The 23628-nt window shown below is 75.1% G+C and carries 9 protein-coding genes; 2 read left to right on the forward strand and 7 right to left on the reverse strand.

The features are described 5' to 3' along the window. Nucleotides 1-80 precede the first annotated feature (80 nt). Both AB2U05_RS29565 and AB2U05_RS29570 read left to right on the forward strand, forming a co-directional pair. Nucleotides 81-3635 carry a caspase family protein gene (locus AB2U05_RS29565; RefSeq protein ID WP_369184748.1) on the forward strand — a complete coding sequence of 1185 codons (3555 nt, stop codon included), beginning with the start codon at nt 81-83 and terminating at the stop codon, nt 3633-3635. Between the two features lie 280 nt (nt 3636-3915). Beyond that, nucleotides 3916-5142: a S53 family peptidase gene (locus AB2U05_RS29570; RefSeq protein WP_045708515.1), complete on the forward strand. Its 1227-nt coding sequence runs from the start codon at nt 3916-3918 to the stop codon at nt 5140-5142. 107 nt (nt 5143-5249) lie between these two features. Here AB2U05_RS29570 and AB2U05_RS29575 read toward each other — a convergent pair whose 3' ends face one another. The 7 genes from AB2U05_RS29575 to AB2U05_RS29605 all read right to left on the reverse strand — a co-directional run bounded on the left by AB2U05_RS29575 (nt 5250) and on the right by AB2U05_RS29605 (nt 23626). Then, entirely contained in the window at nt 5250-7010 is a 1761-nt protein-coding gene (locus AB2U05_RS29575; RefSeq protein ID WP_045703289.1) for an FAD-dependent monooxygenase, read from the reverse strand. Next, nucleotides 7007-7780: a bifunctional 2-polyprenyl-6-hydroxyphenol methylase/3-demethylubiquinol 3-O-methyltransferase UbiG gene (gene ubiG, locus AB2U05_RS29580; protein WP_045708517.1), complete on the reverse strand. Its 774-nt coding sequence runs from the start codon at nt 7778-7780 to the stop codon at nt 7007-7009. The genes AB2U05_RS29575 and ubiG overlap by 4 nt, the downstream gene beginning before the upstream one ends. Before the next feature lie 13 nt (nt 7781-7793). Next, nucleotides 7794-9635 carry an asparagine synthase (glutamine-hydrolyzing) gene (asnB, locus tag AB2U05_RS29585; protein WP_369184749.1) on the reverse strand — a complete coding sequence of 614 codons (1842 nt, stop codon included), beginning with the start codon at nt 9633-9635 and terminating at the stop codon, nt 7794-7796. A gap of 67 nt (nt 9636-9702) precedes the next feature. After that, nucleotides 9703-10215, reverse strand: coding sequence for an SRPBCC family protein (locus tag AB2U05_RS29590; RefSeq protein WP_052706177.1), 513 nt, complete (start codon nt 10213-10215; stop codon nt 9703-9705). 53 nt (nt 10216-10268) lie between these two features. Continuing rightward, the gene (locus tag AB2U05_RS29595) at nt 10269-10961 is read right to left on the reverse strand and encodes a class I SAM-dependent methyltransferase (protein ID WP_045703283.1); all 693 of its coding nucleotides are present in this window, start codon (nt 10959-10961) and stop codon (nt 10269-10271) included. Between the two features lie 52 nt (nt 10962-11013). Next, nucleotides 11014-18018, reverse strand: coding sequence for a type I polyketide synthase (locus tag AB2U05_RS29600; protein ID WP_369184750.1), 7005 nt, complete (start codon nt 18016-18018; stop codon nt 11014-11016). Nucleotides 18019-18070: 52 nt separating this feature from the next. After that, nucleotides 18071-23626, reverse strand: a complete 5556-nt coding sequence (locus AB2U05_RS29605; protein WP_369184751.1) for an SDR family NAD(P)-dependent oxidoreductase — start codon at nt 23624-23626, stop codon at nt 18071-18073. Nucleotides 23627-23628: the final 2 nt, after the last annotated feature.

Here is a 23628-nt window from a genome sequence, read left to right on the forward strand (position 1 = left end):
CAGGCTCGGCCAGGGCATGTAGGGGGCTATTCTGTGGCGGCGGTTGAGGGTTGACGTCGGGGAATGGTGGACGGGTCGGGGTGGGGAGATTCTCGGCGCTGCTGATCGGTGCCAGTGCGTACGACGATGCGCCGCTGCGCTTTGTCCCGCGTGATGTCGAGCAGTTGGGTGAGGCGCTGCGGGGGCGTGGGGTGCGGGTCGAGGTGCCTCGGCCTCGGGCGGGTCGGCCGGTCACCGCGAACTTCGTCAATGGTGAGGTGGTCGGGTTTCTGGCGCGTGCAGAGCCGGGGGAGCGGCTGCTGATCGGCCTGAGTGGACACGGCACGCACGTCGACGGGCAGGACTACCTGGTTCCGGAGGACATTCACCCCGAGTTGCGGCCGTACCGGTCGGGGTGCATCGCGATCGACTGGAAGCAGGAGCTTCAGGAGACGGCCGCTGCGCAGGTGTTGTTCCTGGTGGACGCCTGCCGGCAGGGGATCCGGGACGCGATGGGGCCGCCGCCGGGGTGGTCGCCGAGCAAGATGCGGGCGGTGGCCGGCCGGAAGGTGGCCCGGCTGTATGCGTGTGCGCCGGGGGAGTTGGCGCGGTTCGTGCCGGCCGAGGAGTCGACGGCACAGGCGGGTGACGGTTCGTTCAGCTTGTTCTCGCGGGCGGTGCGGGAGGTACTGGTCTCGCACGAAGGGCCTTTGGACCTGGGTGAGTTGCGGGCGGGGGTGCAGGAGCGGGTCAGCGCGCTGCACCGGGAACACCGGAAGCCGGGCAGGCCGCAGGAGGTCCGCGTCCTGACGGAGGCGGTGCACGCGGAGTTCGTGGTGGTGGGGGCGCTGAAGGTGCCCGCGGTGCCGGTCGTTGCTGCGGTCGAGAGCGAACCGGTGCCGGGCCCGCCGGTGGTCAAGGACCCGGCCAAGTTGATGGCGGACGCCCTGCACCAGGTCGTCACCACCGGACGGACGGAGTTCCTGGAGGAGTTCGCCGTCATCGGGCCCGCCGCCGACGTGCTGAAGCTGAGCGCAGTGGTGGTGCCTGCGGCGGTCGACGTGATGTGGACGGCGGCGGCGGGACGGCCCGTCGAGCAGTTGGTCGAGTTGACGGTCGCCCTCTACGGCGCGGACAAGATCGAACGCGCGGTCTGGCTGGTCGGCATGGCGGTCGCCGCTCGCCCACTGGAGGACCTGCCCGGGCTGCTGGACGCGCTGGAGGCGGCGGGCCTGCGGGCTCAGGCGGACGGACTGGTCCCGATGGTCGCCGCCGCCGGGGATCCGCCCACGATGGAGCACCTGCTCGCCCTGCTGGCCGATGCCGGGCGGGACCGGAACCGGGCCGCCGTGCTGTCGGGGATCGCGGACGGGTCGATGTCTCGGCTGGTCGAGTGGCTGGAGATCGGGGGGAACCGAGCGGGCTTCGACGAGGACGCCGCGTTCGTGCTCAACGCCGCCGTGGCCCGGCGCGACGACCGGCATCTCCTCCTGACCGAGCTGCGCCGCATCGGTCAGGACGGGCACCTGCGGACGGTCCAGGAGGAGGCCCGTCGCCTCGAACCCCCGGTGCTGCACGCGCTGTTGGAGCGCCTGCACGCGGCGGGAGCCGATGAGGACGGCGAGGCGGTCACGAGGTGCGCGGTCGACATGGCCCGCCCGGTGACGGCGGTCAGGCTGGCAGCCCTGCTCCGGGAGCGGGGGCCGGCCGAGCTGTTCCCGCTGGTGCTCACGGCGCTCTGCCGGGCGGACGTCGACCAGGCGGCGGGATTCCTCCTGGTGGCGCTGGAGGACGGGGATGACGACCTGGTCGACGAGGCGCTGTCGGCGCTCGCGGAACGCTTTCCGTCCGAGGGATTCGACCTGCTGGCCGCGGAGCTGGACGTCCACCCCGACCTGGTCGCCGGCCTCCGGCGGAAGGCGCTCGACCTGCGCCCGATGGCCGACGTGCTGGCCATGCTGGAGCGCGCGGGCGACGAGGAGCGGTCCGCGATGCTGGAGCGGCTGGCGTCGAGCGACCGGCCGCCGGGCGAGCTCGCCGAGCTCGTCGAGATGCCGGGCCGTCATCGGCTGCGCAGGCGGACGGGCGCCCAGGTGGCGGCCTGCCTGCTCGCCCGCGACGACTCGGCGCTGACGGGCGTGCTCGCCGAACTCCTCGACCGGGACTGGACGGCGGGGGCCCGCCTGCTGCTCGGCCAGATCGTCGTCGGTGGAAACCCGCGGGAGCAGGCCGGAGTAGCCGAGTGGCTTCAGGACACGGGACGCGGGGAGCAGGCCCGGTCGCTGCTCGACCGCATCTGTGAGGAGCGGGGTACGGCCCACCAGAGCATGGTGGCCGAGAAGCTGCTGGCCGGCGGGCAGCCGGAGCTCGGCATGCACGTGGCGGCCGTAGGGGCCAGGACGTGGCCCACCCGCGATCTGGTCCGGCAGGCCCGGCGCCTGGCCGAGGTGGGTGCACGGGCGGAGAGCGGGGCGACCGTGGGAGGGGCCGCGTTCCTGCTCACCCACGCCGTGCAGGTGCGGTCGGCGGAGTCGGCGGCGGAACTCCTGCTCGCCCTCGACGCCGAGCCGGAGGAGGACGGCCCGGCGCCGGTCGACCAGCTGCTCGTCGAGTACCTGACGGCGGGTCCGCGGGCGGAGGCCGTTCCCCGGATCGTGCTCCTGCGGGACGCGAGGCCGGGGAGCCGGGTGGCCCTGGGTGTCTCCGCGTGGGTGCGGGCGCATGCTTCCCTGCTGTTCCGGGAGGCCTGGCAGGCAGGGCCGGCGGAGGCCGTCGAGTGCCTGCTGGCCGCGTACGGGGACGGCGGCTCGGTCGGGCCGCTGGAACTGGGGATCCTGCTGCCGGGGTTGCGGAGCTCGGGCAGCGGAAGCGAGGCGGACTTCGTCCGGGACGCGGCGGTGCTGGCCGCCCTGCCGTGGTCGAGCAGTTCGAGCAGTTCTCTCGATCGGCAGGGGATCGTGCGAGCGCTGGGCACGGACCGTCCGATTGCCGAGATCGTCGCATCGCCGGGACGGAACAGAGCCCAGTTGGCGACGGCGGTCCTGTTCCGGCGGCCGGAGGACGTCTCCGAGTTGCTGGCCGGGGCACCGTCGCCGGAGCTGCGGCAGATCCTGGCCGTCGTCCGGCCGGTGCCCGAACTCGTCGAGGTGCTCCGGGCGCTGATGAAGAGCGGTCAGCGCGACGACGCCGCCCGGATCGTGGACATCATGCTCGCCGCCGAGTCGCCGGCCCGGATCGGCGAACTGCTGGAGGCCACGCCGTTCGTGCACGGGCGGGAGTACGTGGCAGGGCCGGCCTGGGTGGTTGCCGACAGGTCCATGCGCAAGGGGACCACGGCGGAGCTCGTCCGCGCCCTGCTGGACGCTGGGTACGGGCGTGCCGTCGAGCGGCTGCTCGATGAACTCACGGTCGCGGCGACCGGCGCCAAGGGCGCGGCGGCCCTGGTCAAGCGGCTGGCCGCGACCGGCGTCGGGCGCGAGGTCTACGGTCGGCTGATCACGGGCTTCTGCGAGCGTCGTCCGCACGAGGCGGTCGAGCGCTTCCGGGAGCACCTCGGCCCCTTCCGACCCGAGGTGGCTCCGCGTGAGAAGGACCGCGAGAGGGATGACGCCACTGCCCCGCCCCCGTCGAAGGGCTGGTTCCGGCGGAAGGGCTGACCCAAACGCCCGTGGGTAGGTCCGTTTTTCCGTCCTGATGTTCTGTGTATGAAGCAGCCCCCACATCCGACTGCCCTTGCGTAAAAGGCTGGTCTTATCTTCCGTTCACCTGTTGTTCGGGTTGTCGCGGCCCCGCTAACTTCGGCGCAGCTTCCTCCAGTCGAGCACCGGCGGCCCCAAGCATCCCGCCGGTCCGACCTGGTTTCAGCCGCTGTGCTCCCGCTATGCCCCGTTGTGCCCCCGTTGTGCCCCCCGTTCCCCCTCAACAGGAGGCAATACCTTGCGTACCCCCACGTCCGCCGTCGCTCGCAAGTCCGTTCTCGCCGTTGCCGGTGCCGCCGCTCTCGCGATATCCAGCTTCGCCGCCGCCGCTCCCGCCGGCGCCGCGCCGACCGTGTACTCCAAGGGCGGCACGTCCTGGGTCCGTGCCTGCGACACGCTCGCCAAGGGCGACACGGTGTCCTGCCACGCGCTGAAGGTCGTCAACACCCCCCAGCAGCTGAGCCCGAACGCCACGCCGTCCGGCCTCGGCCCGAGTGACCTGCTGAGCGCCTACAAGCTGCCGGCCAACGGCGGCGCCGGCATGACGATCGCGATCGTCGACGCCTACGACGACCCGAACGCCGAGTCGGACATGAACGCCTACCGCGCGCAGTTCGGCCTGCCGTCCTGCACCACCGCGAACGGGTGCTTCAAGAAGGTCAACGAGACCGGCGGCACCAAGTACCCGCGCGCCAACAGCGGTTGGGCCGGCGAGATCTCGCTCGACCTGGACATGGTGTCGGCCATCGCGCCGAACGCGCACGTCATCCTGGTCGAGGCGAGCACCGCGAACATGACCGACCTCGGTGCCAGCGTGAACACGGCCGTCAAGCTGGGCGCGAAGTTCGTGTCCAACAGCTACGGCGGCGCCGAGTCCTCCAGCGACCTGACCTACGACAACACCTACTTCAACCACCCGGGCGTCGCGATCACCGTCTCGGCCGGCGACAGCGCGTACGGCGCGCAGTACCCCGCCTCCTCGCCGAACGTCACGGCGGTCGGCGGCACCGCGCTGCACCGCGACTCCTCGGCCCGCGGCTGGAGCGAGTCGGTGTGGTCGACCAGCTCCACCGAGGGCACCGGCTCCGGCTGCTCGGCGTACGAGCCGAAGCCGACCTGGCAGAAGGACACCGGCTGCTCCCACCGCACCGTCTCGGACGTGTCGGCCGTCGCCGACCCGGCCACCGGCGTGGCGGTCTACCAGACGTACGGCGGCTCGGGCTGGGCGGTGTACGGCGGCACCAGCGCCTCCTCGCCGATCATCGCGGGCGTGTACGCCCTGGCCGGCACCCCGAGCGCGAGCATCCCGGCCGCTGACGGCTACAGCCACACCTCGGCCCTGAACGACGTCACCACCGGCTCGAACGGCACCTGCTCGCCGTCCTACCTGTGCACGGCGGGCGCCGGCTACGACGGCCCGACCGGCAACGGCACCCCGAACGGCCTGGCGGCCTTCACCGGCTGACGCGGCAACATCGGCCCGCGCGGCGGAGCCGGCCGATGAGGTAGAAAGGACCGAGTGCCCGTCCCCCACCACGCAGGGGGACGGGCACTCGGTCGTTCAACCGGACACTAGGCCCGCGCGGAGTGCACCACGCTCGCCAGCACCTTCGGCAGCTCCGCCGCCGTCTCCGCCGTCTGCGCCCGCCAGGCGACGTGCCCGTCCGGGCGGACCAGCACGCAGCCGTCGGCCGCGACCTCGCGCAGCCGCTCCCACTGCCCGTACGGGTCCCGCAGGCCCTCGGCGGCGCCGATCACCCGCACGGTGACCTCGACGCCGGTGAGGCGGGCGGCCTCGCGGGCCGCGTCGTGCCAGGGGGCGCCGCCGCGGCCGGTGAGCAGGACGAAGCGGCCGCGGCCGGTGACGTCCAGGGTGGAGCGGCGGTGGCCGCCGTCCTCCAGCCAGGCGTGCGGCACGCGCGCGCCGGGCCAGGTGGTGGCCTGGTAGTACAGCTCCGGGTCGCGCTCGGGAGCCGGCTCGGGGGTGCCGTCGTCGACCCGGGCGCCGCCGCGGTAGCGGTAGCCGATCTCCACACCGTGCGCGTTGGCCTGGTAGTTGATCCGGTCGGTGGCGGCGGCCAGCGCGGCGCGCCGGGCCTCGGCCTCCTCGCCGTCGTCGCCGAGGGAGCGCAGCAGCTCCCACTGCTCGGCGGCGCTCTGCTCGGCGGTGTAGCCGAGCGCGGCGGGGATGCCGAGGAAGTCCATCATGCTGCGCACCGCGCGGTCGACGACCTGGCCGCCGACCGGCTGCCGCTCCTCCTGGTAGGTGTCGAGCAGGCTCGGGGCGGCGGTGCCGTCCAGGACCAGCTTGAGCTTCCAGCAGAGGTTGAAGGAGTCGGCGACGGCGGTGTTGAGGCCGAGGCCGTTGGTGGGCGGCATCTGGTGGACGGCGTCGCCGACGCAGAAGACCCGGCCGGTGCCGTAGCGCGGGGCGACGGTGGCGTTGACCTCCCAGGGGGAGACCCGCTTGATCGTGATGGGCACGACCGGGTCGCCGATGCTCTCCCGCAGGTGGGCGATGATCTCGGCGTGGTCCTCCGGGTCGAAGGAGTCGCCGTCCTTGAAGAACCGCAGGTACATCCACTCGTTCCACGGGCGGACGTTGACGAACACCCGGCCGTCCTCGGGCGGGTTGCCGGGGACGGCGCCGATGTACAGGATGCCCGGGCGGTGGGCGCTGTAGCGGGAGAGGTCGGCCTCGAACCAGATGGAGGCGACCTTGGACAGGCCCTTGGCGCCCTCGACGGTGAGCCCGGCCTGCTCCATCACCTGGCTGCGGGCGCCGTCCGCGCCGATCACGTAGTCGGCGCGCACGGTGTACGTCAGGCCGGACTGCCGGTCGGCTATCACCGCGGTGACGCCGTCCTCGTCCTGTTCCAGGCTCAGGAACTCGTGGCCGAAGCGCAGTTCGCCGACGCCGGCCTCGCGGACCTGGTCGACGAGCACCGGCTCCAGCAGGTGCTGCGGCAGGTTGCACATCTGGCTGGGGCTGGCGGCCTGGTAGTCGCCGACCCGGTCCGGGCCGTTGCCGTAGGCGCCGAGGCGGCTGACCTCGGGGCCGGAGAACGTCGTCATGAAGACGAAGTCGGCGAGCAGTTCGCGCGGCGCGGCCTGGGCGAGCACGGCCCGCTCGGCGCCGAGGTCGCGGAAGATCTCGCCGGTGCGCTGGTTGAGCAGGTGGGCGCGCGGGGTGTGCGCGGTGCCCGGGTACTTGCCGACCGCGAGGTGGCGCACGCCGTAGCGGGACAGCGCCAGCGAGGCGATCAGGCCGGCGGGGCCGGCTCCGACGATCAGGACCGGGACGCGAACGTCGGGGGTGGTGCGGTTGTTCACGAGGTTGCCTTCCTTGCGTACCCGCCGTAGACCACGGAGGTGTCCTTGTGCTCGGTGAGCTGGAACCGGCGGCCCAGCTCACCGTAGGTGATCTTGCCCTTGGCCCGCAGCCGAATGTCGCGAAGGACCTGGAACTGCGACCGGTTGGAGGCGAAGCCGACCAGGTCCTGGTTGTCCAGCCCGTGCCGGCGGAAGACCGCGTGCAGCTCCTCGGGCTTGATGAAGGCCGCCCAGTCGTGCAGGTCCTTGGGCGCGAAGCTGGTGGACTTCCAGTCCTGCGCCATCTTGATCATGGCGAGCTTGGACTGGAAGGTCCGGTTGATCGTGTCGTAGAGGTAGTAGGAGCCGGGCTTCAGCACCCGGACCGCCTCGGAGACGGCCTTGTCCACCGACGTGACGTGCTCCAGCGTGTCGCAGCAGTACACCAGGTCGAAGGTGCCGTCCGCGAAGGGCAGTTCCTCGGCGACGCCCTGCCGGTACTCGATCTCCAGCCCGGACTGCTTCGCGTGCGCGGCCGCGGCCTCCAGCGAGGGGCCGGACGGGTCCATCCCGATGACGTCGGCGCCGGCGCCGGCCCACAGCTCGGCCAGCAGGCCGCCGCCGCAGCCGATGTCCAGCACCTTCAGGCCCTTGATGTCGATCCCGAGCCGGGTGGTCAGCACCTTGTGGAAGTACTTGAACCGGGCCGGGGTGAACGCCTCCAGCGTCGCGAACGGCTGGTCGTCGTTCCACCAGGAGAGGTTGTTGTAGACGTCGTTGTCGACAGCCATGATCGCGAACTCCTCAGGAGAGCTTGATGGTCGGGCGGTAGAGGTCGAGCCAGACGGCCAGGTCGAGGACGCGCTCGAAGGCCTCCCGCTCGTCCCGGCTGACGGCCTCGGCCGCGTTGTGCGCGGCACCGGTGAGTGCCGTGCGGTCGAAGAACGCGACCGCCTGGTGGTCGCCGGACAGCAGCTCGCCGACCTGGCGCTGCAACTCGGCAACGTAGCGCAGCTCCTGCGTGTTCGGGTAGAGCGCCTTCCGACGCTCCAGCACCGACTGCGGCAGCACGTCGGCGACGGCGGCGCGCAGCAGGCTCTTCTCGCGGCCGTCGAAGGTCTTCATCGCCCACGGCGTGTTGAACACGTACTCCACCAGCCGGTGGTCGCAGATCGGCACCCGGACCTCCAGGCCGACCGCCATGCTCATCCGGTCCTTGCGGTCCAGGAGTTGGCCCAGCAGGCTGGTCAGGTGCACGTAGCAGAACCGGCGCATCCGCTGCTCGTGCGCGGACTCGCCCGGGATGACGGGGAGTTGGGCGACGGTGTCGGCGTAGCGCTGCGCCCAGTAGCCGGGCACGTCGAGGGTGCGCAGCAGCAGGTCCGGGTCGATCAGCTTGGTGGGGTGGGACTTGGGGACCAGGCCGGAGGCGGTCACCCAGGGGAACATCTCCACCTCCTGGACGGCCGGGAGGTGGAACCACGGGTAGCCGCCGAAGATCTCGTCGGCGGACTCGCCGGACAGCGCGACCGTCGAGTGCTGGCGGATCGCCTTGAACAGCAGGTACAGCGAGTTGTCGGCCTCGCCGAAGCCGAACGGCAGGTCGCGCGCGGTGACGGTGGCCCGGCGCACCTCGGGGTTGGCCAGCTCCTGGTGGTCGAGCACGATGTTGTGGTGCTCGGTGCCGACGTGCTCGACGACGGCGCGGGCGAACGGCGCGTCCTGCGAGCCGCGCCAGTCGTCCGGGCGGAACGCCTCGGGCTGCTCGAAGTCGACGGTGAAGGTGCGGGCCCGCTCGCCCCAGGTGGCCATCTTCCGGCCGGCCAGCGCGGTGAGGGCGCTGGAGTCGAGCCCGCCGGAGAGCAGCACGCACTGCGGGACGTCGGCGACCAGCTGCTTGGCGACGCTGTCCTCCAGCAGCTCCCGGACGCGGCGCACGGTGGTCTCGGTGTCGTCGCGGTGCTCGGCGACCTCCAGCCGCCAGTACACGTGCTCGCGCAGTCCGGAGCGGTCGACGGTCACCATGGTGCCGGGCTTGACCTCGTGCATGCCGGCCCAGACCGAGCGGCCGGGCTCCTTGACGAAGCCGAACAGCTCGCGGAAGCCGTCGGTGTCGACCACCGGCGCCACCGACGGGTGGGCGAGCAGCACCTTGGCCTCGGAGCCGAACAGCACGCCGTGCTCGGTGGGGTGGTAGTAGAGCGGCTTGATGCCGAGCCGGTCGCGCACCAGCACCAGCCGGTCCACCCGGCCGTCCCAGATGCCGAAGGCGTACATGCCGTTGAGGTGGTCGGCGAGCTCCAGGCCCCACTCCAGGTAGCCGCGCAGGACCACCTCGGTGTCGCTGGTGGTGCGGAACTCGTGGCCGCGGCGGCGCAGTTCGTCGCGCAGCTCGGCGAAGTTGTAGGCCTCGCCGCTGTACGTCATGGCGACCGTGCCGTCCGGCGTCTCGACCACCATGGGCTGCACGCCGCCCTCCAGGTCGATCACCGCGAGGCGGCGGTGCCCGAGGGCGGCGCAGCGCGACACCCAGGTGCCGCCGGCGTCCGGGCCGCGGCAGATCATGGTCTCGGTCATGGCGTGCAGTGCTGGCAGTTCACGTTCGAGGTCGAGCTGGAAGTCGATCCAGCCGGCGATCCCGCACATTCGCGTGTTCCTTCGGTCGGTCGGGAGAGGGGAGCAGGGGGCCTGGGCCGGCCCCGGGAGGGCGGGGTCAGCGCAGCGGGTCGCGCCGCTGCGAGGCCATGTAGGTGGCCAGGCCGTCGATGTGCGAGCGTCCGGTGGGGGCGAAGAAGAAGCGGTCCAGCACGCCGCCCAGGTAGGAGTACGGGGGGTTCAGCGTCGCCGCCCAGCGCCAGCTGAACCGGGAGCCGGCCTCGGTGGGTTCGACGACGTAGTCCTCGACCAGGTGGCGGAAGATCGGGCTGGTCCCCTCGGTCGCGGTGAACGTCTTGCGGGTGCCCTCCTCCCAGCGGTAGAAGCGCTCGCGCAGGACGAGGCCGCTGTTCATCGCGATCTCCCGGGTGGTGCCGACCCCGAACGGGCGCGGGGAGGTCCAGGTCAGCTGCCGCATGCCCTTGGTCCAGCTCGACACGCCGTCCCCGACGAGGGCGGCCCAGGTCTCCTCGGCGGAGAACGGCACCTCGACGGAACGGGCGTGGTACAGCGGGGCGGAGGCGAACAGCGAGTCGTCGGCCTCCTCGATCGGATACCAGCGGCTAGCCATGGGGACGGGTCCTTTCCCGGGTGGGGCGGTCTGTTCTGTGGAGAGGGGAGGAGTTACGGCTTGCGGCCGCGGAAGAGCGCGACGCTGCCGCGCGTCACCAGGTCGAACTCGTCGAAGTTCTGCTTGAGCTGGTCGCGCAGGTCGGCCAGGTCGTCCTCGTCGTTGTGGAAGACGCCCTTCTGGTTGAGGTTCTTCATCAGCCACCGGCCCGCGCCGGAGACCGGCACCCCGGAGGAGAGGATGGTGTGGCCGAAGACGGTGCCGCCGGAGCGGACGGCGGTGGCGGCGTGCTTGATCGCCACGCCCTTCTCGCGCAGGCTGCCGGGGACGCAGTGCAGCAGGAAGCTCAGCGAGGCCGAGTCGTGGCTGCCCTCGGGGACGGGCAGCGGCTCCAGGCAGTTGGCGACCACCTTGGCGGTCTTGTAGTGCGCGAGCCGCTGGGCGGCGAAGTCGAGCGTGGCGGGGTTGAGGTCGGCCAGCGTGATCTCGGGGTTCGACACGGGGAAGCGGGCCCGGTCCAGCAGGTAGCCGGTGCCGACGCCGATCTCCAGGTGCTTGGCGCCGAGGCAGGTGTTGTACATCGTCAGGAAGTCGCGGGGCGAGGCGCGCCAGAACAGCGGGGCGCTGCCGCGGAAGACCATGAAGTCGTAGAAGGCCAGGTTGCGGCCGTGGTAGGGGGACTGCCCGTCGTCGACCGCCTGCTCCAGGGAGACGCCGGGGCGGTAGTCGTGGTCGGTGCTGCTCATTGTGCTCTCTTCCGGTTCGGTTCGGGGCTGCCGGTTCGGGACGGGCCGTGGGTCACGCGGTCGGTTCGGTGAGCCGGTCGAGGACGGCCCGCATGGTCGCGGGGGCGTGCTCGCCGGTCAGGGTGAAGTGGTCGCCGGCCACCTCGGCCTCGGTGTGCGGGACGGGCCAGGCCGCCTGCCACCCGGTGGCCGGGAAGCCGGGGAGCGGCCGGTCGGCCCGGAACTGCAGGGTGGGGGCCGTCAGCGGCCGCGGCTGCCAGTCGGCGAACAGCCGGCCGTAGCCGCCCATCGCGGTCAGGCAGGCGTCGTCCCAGCCGATCTGGTCGTCCGTCAGGTAGCCGGCGATCTGCTCCTGGATGCGCGGCAGGACCTCGCTGCCGGGCCGGTAGCTGTCCAGCAGGACCAGCGCGGCCGGGGCGGTGCCCTGCTTCTCCAGCCGCTCGGCGACGGCGTGCGCGATCCAGCCGCCCGCCGAGTGGCCGAGCAGGACGAACGGCGCGCCCCCGGCGAGGAGTTCGACGTCCTCGGCGTGCAGGCGCACCAGCGCGTCGAGGTCGGCGGGCAGCCGCTCGCCGGCGGTGAAGCCGGGCGCGGGCAGCGCCCACAGCTCGTGCCGGCCCCGCACCTCGGCGGCCAGCCGGGCGTACTGCTGGGCGCCCGAGCGGGTGGCGAAGGACGGGAAGCAGAAGATGCGCGGGGCGGCCGGCCCCTGGGCGAGCCGGACGGGTGCCGGGCGCTCCCCGGAACCGGGCGGGGCGTCGAAAGTGTCCCGGAAGCGGGCGGCGGCCGCAAGGAGTTCACCGAACTCGGCGAACCGGCCCTCGGCGGCGGCGCGCGGGGCGAGCGCGGTCAGCAGGCCGCCACCGGCCGCAGCGGGGTCCGCGGCCGCGGGGGCGGCCGCCAGCCCGGCGCGCAGGTGGGCGGCGAGCGCGTCCAGGGTGGGGTGGTCGAAGACGGCCGTGGCCGGCAGGGGCAGGCCGGTGGCGGCCTGCAGGGCGGCGCTCAGCTCGGTGGCGGCGAGCGAGTCGAGGCCCAGCTCGGGCAGGCCGAGGCCGGACTCGACCTCCTCGGTCGACTCGTGGCCGAGCGCGGCGGCCACCTGGGCGGCCACCAACTCCCGTAGCAGCGCGTGCTGTTCGGCGGCATCGAGGCCGGCCAGCCGCTCGCGCAGCCGGGGCGGCGCCGCCGGGGCGACCTCCTCGACGATCGGGGCCGCGGTGGCACCGGCAGCTGCCGCCGCCGTGACGCCCTCCGGCCAGAACCGGCGGCGCTGAAAGGCGTAGGTGGGCAGGGCGAGCGGCTCGGCCGCGACGCCCGCGAACACCGCCGCCCAGTCGACCGGCACGCCGTGCACGTGGGCGCGGGCCAGCGCGGTGAGCGCGCTCTCCGCCTCCGGCCGGCCGGACCGCAGCAGCGGCACCGCCGCCGGGGCGACGGCCCCGGGTTCGGCGGCCAGCGCGTCCCGGACCAGCGCCGACAGGACACCGCCGGGGCCGAGTTCGAGGAAGGCCGTCACCCCGTCCGCGGCCATCGCGCGCACGCCGTCGTGGAAGCGCACCGCCTCCCGGATGTGCCGCACCCAGTACTCGGGGGTGCACACCTGCTCCGTCACGGCCGGCTCGCCGGTCAGGTTGGACAGCAGCCGGATCCGCGGCGGACGGTACTCCAACTCCCGGGCCACCTGCCGGAACTCGTCCAGCACGCCGTCCATCAGCGGCGAGTGGAAGGCCCGGGTGACGCGCAGCCGCTTGGTGCGGCAGCCGCGCGCGGCGAGCTGCGCCGCCACCTCCTCGACGGCCTCGGCCAGGCCGGAGACGACCGTCGCCCGGGGCCCGTTGACGGCGGCGACGCCGACCACGTCCTCCCGGCCCGCCAGCAGCGCCAGCACCTCCGCCTCGGCCGCCTCCACCGCCGTCATCGCGCCGCCCTCGGGCGAGGCCTGCATGAGGCGGCCGCGCGCCGCGACCAGCCGGCAGGCGTCGTCCAGCGACAGCACGCCGGCCGCGCAGGCCGCCGTCAGCTCGCCGATCGAGTGGCCGCCGACCCAGTCCGGCGTGACGCCCCAGGACTCCAGCAGGCGGAAGGACGCCAGGCCGACCGCGAACAGCCCGGCCTGGGTGAACACCGTCTGGTCCAGCGACTCGGCCGCCGGGGTGCCCTCCTCGGCGAACAGCACCTCGCGCAGCGCGGGCCGGCCCGGCGCCGCCAAGTGGTCGTCCAGCCGGTCGCACACCTCGTCCAGCGCGCGGGCGAACACCGGGTACGCGTCGTACAGGCCGCGGCCCATGCCCGGGCGCTGGCTGCCCTGGCCGGGGAACAGGAAGCCGACCCGGCCGCCGGCGGCCGCGGTGCCGCGCACCAGGCCCGGCGCGGGCCCGCCCGCCGCGAGCGCGGCCAGGCCGGCGCGCAGCTCGTCCAGGTCGCGGCCGAGCAGGACGGCGCGGTGGGGGAGGGCGGCGCGGGTGAGGGCCAGGGAGCGGCCGATGACGGCCGGGTCCGGCTGGTCCGAGCCGGTGAGGTGCGCCGCCAGCCGTTCGGCCTGGGCGCGCAGCGCGGCCTCGCCCCGGGCCGACACCGGCCACGGGACGAGCGGCAGCGGGGCCCGCTCGGCCGGGGCCGGGGCGGGCCGGTGCGGCTCGGCGGGCGCCTGCTCCAGCACGACGTGCGCGTTGGTGCCGCTGATGCCGAAGGCGGACACGCCCGCGCGGCGCGGCCGGCCGTCGACCTCCGGCCACTCCACCGGCTCGGTGAGCAGCGCGAGGCCGCCGCCGGACCAGTCCACGTGCGGGGTGGGCTCGTCGGTGTGCAGGGTGGGCGGCAGGACGCCGTGCCGCATCGCCTGCACCATCTTGATCACCCCGGCCATGCCCGCGGCGGCCGCCGTGTGGCCGATGTTGGACTTGATCGAGCCGAGCCACAGCGGCCGCCCGTCCGGCCGGTCCTGGCCGTAGGTCGCGAGCAGCGCCTCGGCCTCGATCGGGTCGCCGAGCGGGGTGCCGGTGCCGTGCGCCTCCACCGCGTCGACCTCGCCCGGGGCGAGCCGGGCGTTGGCGAGCGCCTGCCGGATCACCCGCTGCTGGGCGGGGCCGTTGGGGGCGGACAGGCCGTTGCTGGCGCCGTCCTGGTTGGTGGCCGAGCCGCGCACCACGGCGAGCACCGGGTGCCCGTTGCGGCGGGCGTCGGAGAGCCGTTCCAGCAGCAGCACGCCGGCGCCCTCGCCCCAGGCGGTGCCGTCCGCGGCCGCCGCGAAGGGCTTGCAGCGCCCGTCCGGGGCGAGGCCGCGCTGGCGGCTGAAGCCGATGAAGGCCTGCGGCGTGGTCAGCACGGTGACGGCGCCGGCGATCGCCAGCGTGCTCTCCCCGGAGCGCAGCGACTGGCAGGCCAGGTGCATCGCGACCAGGGAGGAGGAGCACGCGGTGTCGACGGTGACGGCCGGGCCCTCCAGGCCGAAGGTGTAGGCGAGCCGGCCGGAGATGACGCTGGCCGCGTTGCCGGTCAGCAGGTAGCCCTCGACGCCGCCGCCCGCGCCCTGCGCGAGCAGCGGGTAGTCCTGGCCGCTGGAGCCGGCGAACACGCCGGTGCGGGAGCCGCGCAGCGCGCTCGGGTCGATGCCGGCGTTCTCGACGGCCTCCCAGGCGGTCTCCAGCAGCAGGCGCTGCTGCGGGTCCATGGCCAGGGCCTCGCGCGGGCCGATGCCGAAGAAGGCGGCGTCGAAGCGGTCGGCGTCGTGCAGGAACCCGCCCTCGCGGACGTACGAGGTGCCGGGGCGGTCCGGGTCGGGGTCGTAGATGCCGTCGAGGTCCCAGCCGCGGTTCTCCGGGAAGGGGGTGACGGCGTCGCGGCCGTCCGCGACCAGCCGCCACAGGTCGTCCGGGCCGGCGACCTCGCCGGGGTAGCGGCAGGCCATCGCGACGATGGCGATCGGCTCGTCGCTGTCGGCGGCCGCCTGCGCGGGCCCGGTGTCGCCGTCCGCGCCCGGGGTGCCGGTGAGTTCGGCGAGCAGGTAGGCGGCCAGCGCCTCGGGCGTCGGGCGGTCGAAGGCGACGGCGGCCGGCAGCCGCAGGCCGGTGGCGGCCATCAGCCGGTTGCGCAGCTCGACGGCGGTCAGCGAGACGAAGCCCAGGTCGCGGAAGGGGCGGCCGGGGGCGACCGGGTCGTCCAGGCCGAGCACGGCGGTGACGTGCGCGGCCACCAGGTCGAGCAGCAGCCGTTCGCGGTCGGGCTGCGCCAGGACGGCCAGCCGGGCGCGCAGTTCGGAGCCGGGGGTGCCGCTCTCGCGCTCGTCCGCCTCGGCGGCCGGGGCGCCGCCCGCGCGGCCGGCCGCGGCCGGGAGAGTCTCCACCCAGTAGCGGCGCCGCTGGAACGGGTAGGTGGGCAGGTCGGGGTGGTCGCCGGCGGGCAGGAACGGCGCCCAGTCGACGGGCAGGCCGTGGGCGTGCAGGTGGGCCGCGGAGGCCAGCACGCGGGTCCAGTGGCCCTCGGTGCGCCGCAGCGTGCCGGTGACCAGCGCGTCGGCGCTGTCCAGGGTCTCCTCGATGGCCGGGGTCAGCACCGGGTGCGGGCTGACCTCGACGAAGGCGGCGTGGCCCTGGGCGGCGAGGTCGCGCACGGCCGGTTCGAGCAGGACGGGCCGGCGCAGGTTGGTGTACCAGTAGGCGGCGTCGAGGGCCGTGGTGTCCAGCCAGCCGCCGGTGACGGTCGAGTAGAAGGGGACGGCCGCGGGCTTCGGCGCGATCCCGGCCAGGGCCTCGGCGAGGCGGGCCTCGATGGCCTCGACGTGCGGGGAGTGCGAGGCGTAGTCCACGTCGATCCGGCGGGCGCGGATCTCCGACTGCTCGCAGTGGGCGAGGAGTTCGTCGAGCGCGTCGCCGTCCCCGGCGACCACCGTGCTGGCCGGGCCGTTGAGCGCGGCGACCGAGATCCGGCCCGCCCAGCGGGCCAGCAGCTCCTCGGCCTCGGCGCGCGGCAGCGAGACCGAGGCCATGCCGCCGCGGCCACTGATCGCGGTGATGGCCTGGCTGCGCAGCGCGGCGACGCGGGCGCCGTCCTCCAGGGACAGGGCCCCGGCGACGGTGGCGGCGGCGATCTCGCCCTGCGAGTGGCCGATGACGGCGGCCGGTTCGATGCCGAGCGAGCGCCACAGGGCGGCCAGCGAGACCATCATGGCGAACAGGGCGGGCTGGACGACGTCGACCCGGGTCAGGTCGCCGCCGCCGCGCAGGACGTCGGTGAGGTTCCAGTCCACGTGCGGGGCCAGCGCGGCCTCGCAGGCGGCGATCGAGGCGGCGAACACCTCGGAGGTGTCCAGGAGTTCGGCGCCCATGCCGAGCCACTGCGAGCCCTGGCCCGGGAAGACGAACACCGGGCGCTCGAACACCCCGGCGCCGGTGACGAGTTCGGGCGCGCCGGCGCCCTCGGCGAGCGCGGCGAGGCCGGTCAGCAGCTCCTCGCGGGTCTGCCCCAGCACGACGGCGCGCTGCTCCAGTGCGGCCCGGCCGGTGAGCAGGGTGCGGCCGACCGCGCGCAGGTCGGCGTCGGGGTGCGCCCGCAGGTAGGCCGACAGCTGCCCGGCCCGCGCCCGCAGGGCGCGCTCGCTGTGCGCGGAGAGCACCCACGGCACCACGGCGGACGGCGAGTCGACGTCCTCCACGGCCGGTTCGGGAGCCGGGGCCTGCTCCAGCACGACGTGCGCGTTGGTGCCGCTCGCGCCGAAGGCCGACACCGCCGCCCGGCGCGGCCGCCCGTCCACCTCGGGCCACGCCCGCTGCTCGGTGAGCAGCTCGACCGCGCCCGCCGACCAGTCGACGTGCGGCGTCGGCTCGTCCACGTGCAGGGTGCGCGGCAGCACCCCGTGCCGCAGCGCCATCACCGTCTTGATCACCCCGGCGACGCCGGCGGCGGCCTGGGTGTGGCCGATGTTGGACTTCACCGAGCCGAGGTACAGCGGCCGTTCGGCCGGCCGGTCCTGGCCGTAGGTGGCCAGCAGGGCCTGCGCCTCGATCGGGTCGCCCAGCGTGGTGCCCGTGCCGTGCGCCTCGACGGCGTCGACGTCGCCCGCCGCCAGCCGGGCGTTGTCCAGCGCCTGCCAGATGACCCGCTGCTGGGCGGGGCCGTTGGGCGCGGTCAGCCCGTTGCTGGCGCCGTCCTGGTTGACGGCCGAGCCGCGCACCACCGCCAGCACCGGGTGGCCCAGGCGTTCCGCGTCCGAGAGCCGTTCCAGCAGCAGCACGCCGACGCCCTCGCCCCAGCCGGTGCCGTCCGCGGCGGCGGCGAAGGCCTTGCAGCGGCCGTCCGGGGACAGGCCGCGCTGGCGGCTGAACTCGACGAACATGCCGGGGGAGGCCATCACCGCCGCGCCGCCCGCCACCGCCGCGGCGCACTCGCCCCGGCGCAGCGACTGGACGGCCAGGTGCAGCGAGACCAGTGAGGAGGAGCAGGCCGTGTCGACGGTCAGCGCCGGGCCCTCCAGGCCGAAGGTGTAGGACAGCCGGCCGGAGATGACGCTGGCCGCGCCGCCCGCCAGCAGGTACCCCTCCAGGCTCTCGGTGGCGCGCTGGGCGAGCGCCGCGTAGTCCTGCTGGCCGGTGCCCATGAACACGCCGGTGCGCGAGCCGCGCAGGGTGGCCGGGTCGATGCCGGCCCGCTCGAAGGACTCCCAGGTGGCCTCCAGCAGCAGGCGCTGCTGCGGGTCCATGGCCAGGGCCTCGCGCGGGCCGATGCCGAAGAAGCCGGCGTCGAAGCGGTCGGCGGCGTCCAGGAAGCCGCCCTCGCGGGCGTAGGTGTGCCCGATCCGGTCCGGGTCCGGGTCGTACAGGCCCTCGACGTCCCAGCCGCGGTCGGCGGGGAAGCCGGTGACCGCGTCGGTGCCGTCCGCGACCAGCCGCCACAGGGCCTCGGGGGAGTCGACGCCGCCGGGGTACCGGCAGGCCATGCCGACGATCGCGATCGGCTCGCCCTCGACGGACTCCCGCTCCTGGAGACGCCGGCGCGTCTCCTGCAGATCGGCGGTCACCCGCTTGAGGAAGTAGCGGAGCTTTTCCTCGGTCTCGTTCGCCACGGTGGCGCAACCCCTTCAGGAGGACTGGACGGTGGGACAGGCGGACGGCTGGTCAGGAGATGCCGAGCTCCTTGGAGATGAAGTCGAACATCTCGTCGTCGTCGGCCGACTCCAACTCCAGTTCGGGCTCCGGTCGTTGGCCCTCCCCGGCGGGGCGCTGGTCGCTCCAGCGGGCGGCCAGGGCGCGCAGCCGGGCGCCGATCCGGGCCCGGTCGGGGTGGTCGGCGGCGAGCGCGGCGAGGGCCGCGTCCAGGCGGTCGAGGTCGTCCAGCACCGGGGCGGCGGCGGGTGCGCCCTCGCGGGGGAGCGCGCCGTCCAGGTAACGGGCCAGCTCGGCCGCCGTCGGGTAGTCGAAGACCAGCGTGGCGGGCAGCCGCAGGCCGCTGGCGGCGGTCAGCCGGTTGCGCAGCTCGACGGCGGTCAGAGAGTCGAAGCCGAGGTCGGTGAAGGTGCGGTCGGCGCCGACCGCGGCCGTGTCGGCGTGGCCGAGCACCACCGCGATCTGGGCCCGGACCAGGTCGAGCAGGGCGCGTTCGCGCTCCGGCCCGTCCAGCCCGGCGAGCCGGCGCCACAGGTCGTCGGCCGCGCCGGTCTCCCGGGTGCGGGCGGGGCCGGCCAGGCCGTGCAGCAGCGGCGGCAGGTCGGGGCCGGCGGCGCGCAGGGCCGCCGCGTCGAGCCGCACCGGCAGCAGGACGGGCTCGGCGCCGGTCAGCGCCGCGTCGAACAGCGCCAGGCCGTCCGCCTCGGTGAGCGGGCGGACGCCGGCGCGCCGCATCCGGCCCAGCGTCGCCTCGTCGAGCGCCCCGGCCATGCCGTCGCGCTGCTCCCACGGGCCCCAGGCCAGCGAGAGCGCGGGCCGGCCCTGGGCGGCGCGGTGCCGGGCCAGGGCGTCCAGGAAGGCGTTGGCCGCCGAGTAGGCGCCCTGGCCGGCGCCGCCGAGGGTGGCCGTCGCCGAGGAGAACAGCACGAAGGCGGCGTCGCTGCCCCCGGTCAGTTCGTGCAGGTGCCAGGCGGCGTCGGCCTTCGGGCGCAGCGCGGCGTCGAAGTGCGCGGCGTCGAGGGCGGCGAGGGCGCCGTCCGCCGTCACGCCGGCGGCGTGCACGACGGCGGTCAGCGGGTGCGCGGCGGGGACGGCGGCCAGCACCTCGGCCAGGGCGGCGCGGTCGCCCGCGTCGCAGGCCGTGACGGTCACCTCGGTGCCGAGCGCGGCGAGTTCGGCGCGCAGTTCCTCGGCGCCGGGGGCGGCCGGGCCCTGACGGCCGAGCAGCAGCAGGTGGCGCGCGCCGTGCTCGGTGACCAGGTGGCGGGCGAGCAGCACGCCGAGCGCGCCGGTGCCGCCGGTGACCAGGACGGTCCCCTCGGGGTCGAGGGCGAGGGGCGCGGCGGGCACGGCGGGACGGGCCCGGACCAGCCGGGGCGTCAGCACGGCCCCGGCCCGCTGGGCGAGCTGCGGCTCCTCGGTGACGGCCGCCGTCTGCAGGGCGGCCGCCGGGTCGGCGCCGGCCGGGTCGAGGTCGAGCAGCACGAACCGGCCCGGGTGCTCGGCCTGGGCGGCCCGCACCAGGCCCCACAGCGGCGCCTGGGCGAGGTTCGGCACGTCCTGGTCGGCGCCGGCGGCGACCGCGCCCCGGGTCAGCACGACCAGGCGGGAGGCGGCGAACCGCTCGTCCTCGGCCCAGGCCGCCAGGGCGGCGGCGGTGCGGTGCAGCGCGGCGCGCACGGCGCCGGGCAGGTCGCCGTCCGAGAGCCGAGAAGGCTCCTCGGGCAGCAGGAAGACGGTGTCGGGCGCCTCGGCGGCGGTGAGCGCGGCCAGGTCCGGGTAGCGCGCGGGGGCGATGTCCGCGCCCAACGCGCCGTCACCGAGGACGGCCCAGCGGCCGACGCCGCCGGTGGCCGGCTCGGCCGGCGTCCAGTCGACCCGGAACAGCGCGTCGCCGACGCCGGCCCGGGAGGCCGCCCGCAGCTGCTCGACCGAGACCGGCCGGGCCCGCAGCGAGGCCACCGCGACGACCGGCGCCCCGGTCTCGTCGGCCACCTGCAGCGACATCGCGTCCGGACCGGCGGGGGCCAGGCGCACCCGCAGCGCGGTCGCGCCGGCCCGGTGCAGGCGCACGCCGTTCCAGGCGAACGGCAGCAGCACCCGCTCGCCGGTGGTGCCGACCAGGCCGGTGTGCAGCGCCGCGTCCAGCACCGCCGGGTGCACGCCGTAGCCGGCGTCCCGGGCCTGTTCGGGTGCCGTGACCTCGCCGAACAGCTCCTCGCCGCGCCGCCACATCGCCCGCAGGCCCTGGAACGACGGGCCGTAGGCGAAGCCGGCGCGGGCGACGGCCTCGTAGAAGTCGTCGACGGACACCTGCTCGGCGCCCTCGGGCGGCCAGACGCCGTCCGCCCGCCACTCGGGCCCGGCGGCCTCGCCGGTGCCGAGGACGCCGCCGGCGTGCCGGGTCCACGGCTGCGGTTCGGCGTCGTCCAGGGTGTCGGGGGCGTCCGGCCGGGAGTAGACGGCGATCGGCCGGCGGCCGGTGCCGTCGTCGGGGCCGACCACCAGCTGCACCTGGCGGGCGTCGTCGCCGGTGAGGACCAGCGGCGCCTCCTGGTCCAGCTCCTCGACGGCCGCGCAGCCGGTCAGCCGGGCGGCGTGCAGCGCCAGGTCCAGGTAGGCGGTGCCGGGCACCACGACGGTGTCCAGCACGACGTGGTCGGCCAGCCAGCGGTGCGAGCGGACGGACAGCCGCCCGGTGAGGATCAGCCCCCCGCCCTCGGCCGGGGTGACGGCCGCGCCGAGCAGCGGGTGCCCGGCCGCCGCGACGCCCAGGCCGGCGGGCTCGGCCGCGGCGGCGTGGGCGGCGTCCAGCCAGTAGCGCTCGCCCTGGAACGGGTACGTCGGCAGGTCGACCCGGCGCCCGGCCGGGCCGCCGAGGACGGCCGACCAGTCCACCGGGACGCCGCGCGCGTGCGCCCCGGCGAGGGCGGCCAGCGCGGTCTCCGGCTCCGGGCGGCCCCTGCGCAGCAGCGGCAGGGCGGCGATCGCCGCGGCCCGCTCGCCGGCGCCGTTCTGCGTCAGCGCGGACAGCACGCCGTCCGGGCCCAGCTCCAGGAAGGTGGTGACGCCCTGGCCGAGCAGGTGGCGCACCCCGTCGTGGAAGCGCACCGCCTCCCGGACGTGGCGCACCCAGTACTCGGGCGTGCGGATCTCGGCGCCGTCCACCGGCCGGCCGGTCAGGTCGGAGACCAGCGGGATCAGCGGCTCGCGCAGGGTCAGGCCGGCCAGCACCTCGCGGAACCGGTCGAGCATGCCCGCCATCCGCGGGGAGTGGAAGGCGTGGCTGACGGTCAGCCGCTTGGTGCGCCGGCCCTCGGCGCGCAGCCGCTCGGCCAGCTCGGTGACCGCCGCCTCCTCGCCGGAGACCACCACGGCCCGCGGGCCGTTGACGGCGGCGATGCTCGCCAGCGCCTCCTTGCCGACGAGCAGCGCGGCGACCTCCGCCTCCTCCGCCTCGATCGCCACCATGGCGCCGCCGGCGGGCAGTTCCTGCATCAGCCGGCCGCGCGCGGCGACCGCCGTGACGGCGTCCTCCAGCGAGAACACCCCGGCGACGTGCGCGGCGGCCAGCTCGCCGATGGAGTGGCCGAGCAGGAAGTCGGGCGTCAGGCCCCAGGACTCGACCAGCCGGTACAGCGCCACCTCCAGCGCGAACAGCGCGGCCTGGGTGAACGCCGTCTCGTCCAGCTTTCCCTGCAGCGCGTCGTCCTCGGCGAGCAGCGCCTCGCGCACCGGCAGGCCGGTGCGCTCCGCGAGCAGGGCGCAGACCTTGTCCAGTTCGGCCGCGAACACCGGGAAGCGGGCGTGCAGTTCACGGCCGGCGCCGGCCCGCTGGGAGCCCTGGCCGGTGAACAGGAGGGCGAGCTTGCCGGGGCGGGTGGCGTCGGCGCGGACCAGCTGCGGGGTGGCCGCGCCGGTGCGCAGCGCGTCCAGGCCGGCCAGCAGGGCGGCGCGGTCGGCGCCGAGCAGCACGGCCCGGTGGTCGAGGTCCGCCCGGGCGGTGACGAGCGTGCGGGCGACGTCCGCCGGCTGCCAGTCGGGGTGGGCGGCGACGGCGGCGGCGAGCCGGTCGGCCTGGGCGGTCAGCGCCTGCGGGGTGCGGGCGGACAGCAGCCACGGGGTGACGGCGGGCGCCTCCAGCGCCTCCAGCGCCTCCAGCGGCTCCGGCGGCTCCTCGGCGGCGGGGGCCTGCTCCAGGATCACGTGGGCGTTGGTGCCGCTGATCCCGAACGAGGACACCGCGGCCCGCCGGGGCCGGTCGACGGCCGGCCAGGCCCGCCGCTCGGTGGTCAGCTCGACGGCGCCGCGCGACCAGTCGACCTGCGGGGTCGGCTCGTCCACGTGCAGCGTCGCGGGCAGCTCGCCGTGCCGCATCGCCAGCACCATCTTGATCACCCCGGCGACGCCGGCGGCGAGCTGGGTGTGGCCGATGTTGGACTTCACCGAGCCCAGCTGCAGCGGCCGTTCGGCCGGCCGCTCCTTCCCGTACGTGGCCAGCAGCGCCTGCGCCTCGATCGGGTCGCCGAGCCGGGTGCCGGTGCCGTGCGCCTCGACGGCGTCGACCTGGTCGGCCGTCAGCCGGGCGTCGGCCAGCGCCTGCCGGATCACCCGCTGCTGGGCCGGACCGCTGGGCGCGGTGAGGCCGTTGCTCGCGCCGTCCTGGTTGACCGCCGAGCCGCGCACCACCGCGAGCACCGGGTGCCCGTTGGCCCGCGCGTCCGACAGCTTCTCGACCAGCAGCACACCGACGCCCTCGCCCCACGCGGTGCCGTCCGCCGCCCCCGCGAAGGCCTTGATCCGGCCGTCCGGGGCGAGGCCGCGCTGGCGGCTGAACTCGATGAACATGTGCGGCGCCGCCATCACGGCCGCGCCGCCGACCAGCGCCATCGTGCACTCGCCGTCGCGCAGCGCCCGGCCCGCCAGGTGCAGGGCCACCAGCGAGGAGGAGCAGGCGGTGTCCACGGTGACCGCCGGGCCCTCCAGACCGAAGGCGTACGAGAGCCGCCCGGAGGCGACGCTGACGGTCGTCCCGGTCAGCAGGTAGCCCTCGGCGCCCTCGGCGGTGTGCGGCCCGGCGGCGTAGCCGAGCGGCGACGCCCCGACGAACACGCCCGTCCGGCTGCCGCGCACCGAGGACGGGTCGATGCCGGCCCGCTCGAACGCCTCCCAGGACGTCTCCAGCAGCAGCCGCTGCTGCGGGTCCATCGCCACCGCCTCGCGCGGGCTGATCCCGAAGAACGCGGCGTCGAAGCGCTCCGCGCCCCGCACGAAGCAGCCGTGCTTCACGTAGCTCCTGCCCGCGGCGTCCGGGTCCGGGTCGTACAACTCCTCGGTGTCCCAGCCGCGTTCGGCGGGGAAGCCGCCGACCGCGTCACGGCCCTCGGCCAGCAGCCGCCAGAAGTCCTCCGGGGAGCGGACGTCCCCGGGGAAGCGGCAGGCCATGCCGACGATCGCGATCGGCTCGTGCCGGGCCTCGGTCAGCCGGCGGTTCTGCTGCTCCAGCCGCTTGGTCTCCTTGACCGAGGCCCGCAGCGCCTCCAGCACCTTGTCCTGTGATGCAGCCATCG

The organism is Streptomyces sp. Y1, assembly GCF_041053115.1.
Classification (GTDB): domain Bacteria; phylum Actinomycetota; class Actinomycetes; order Streptomycetales; family Streptomycetaceae; genus Kitasatospora; species Kitasatospora rubellomurina.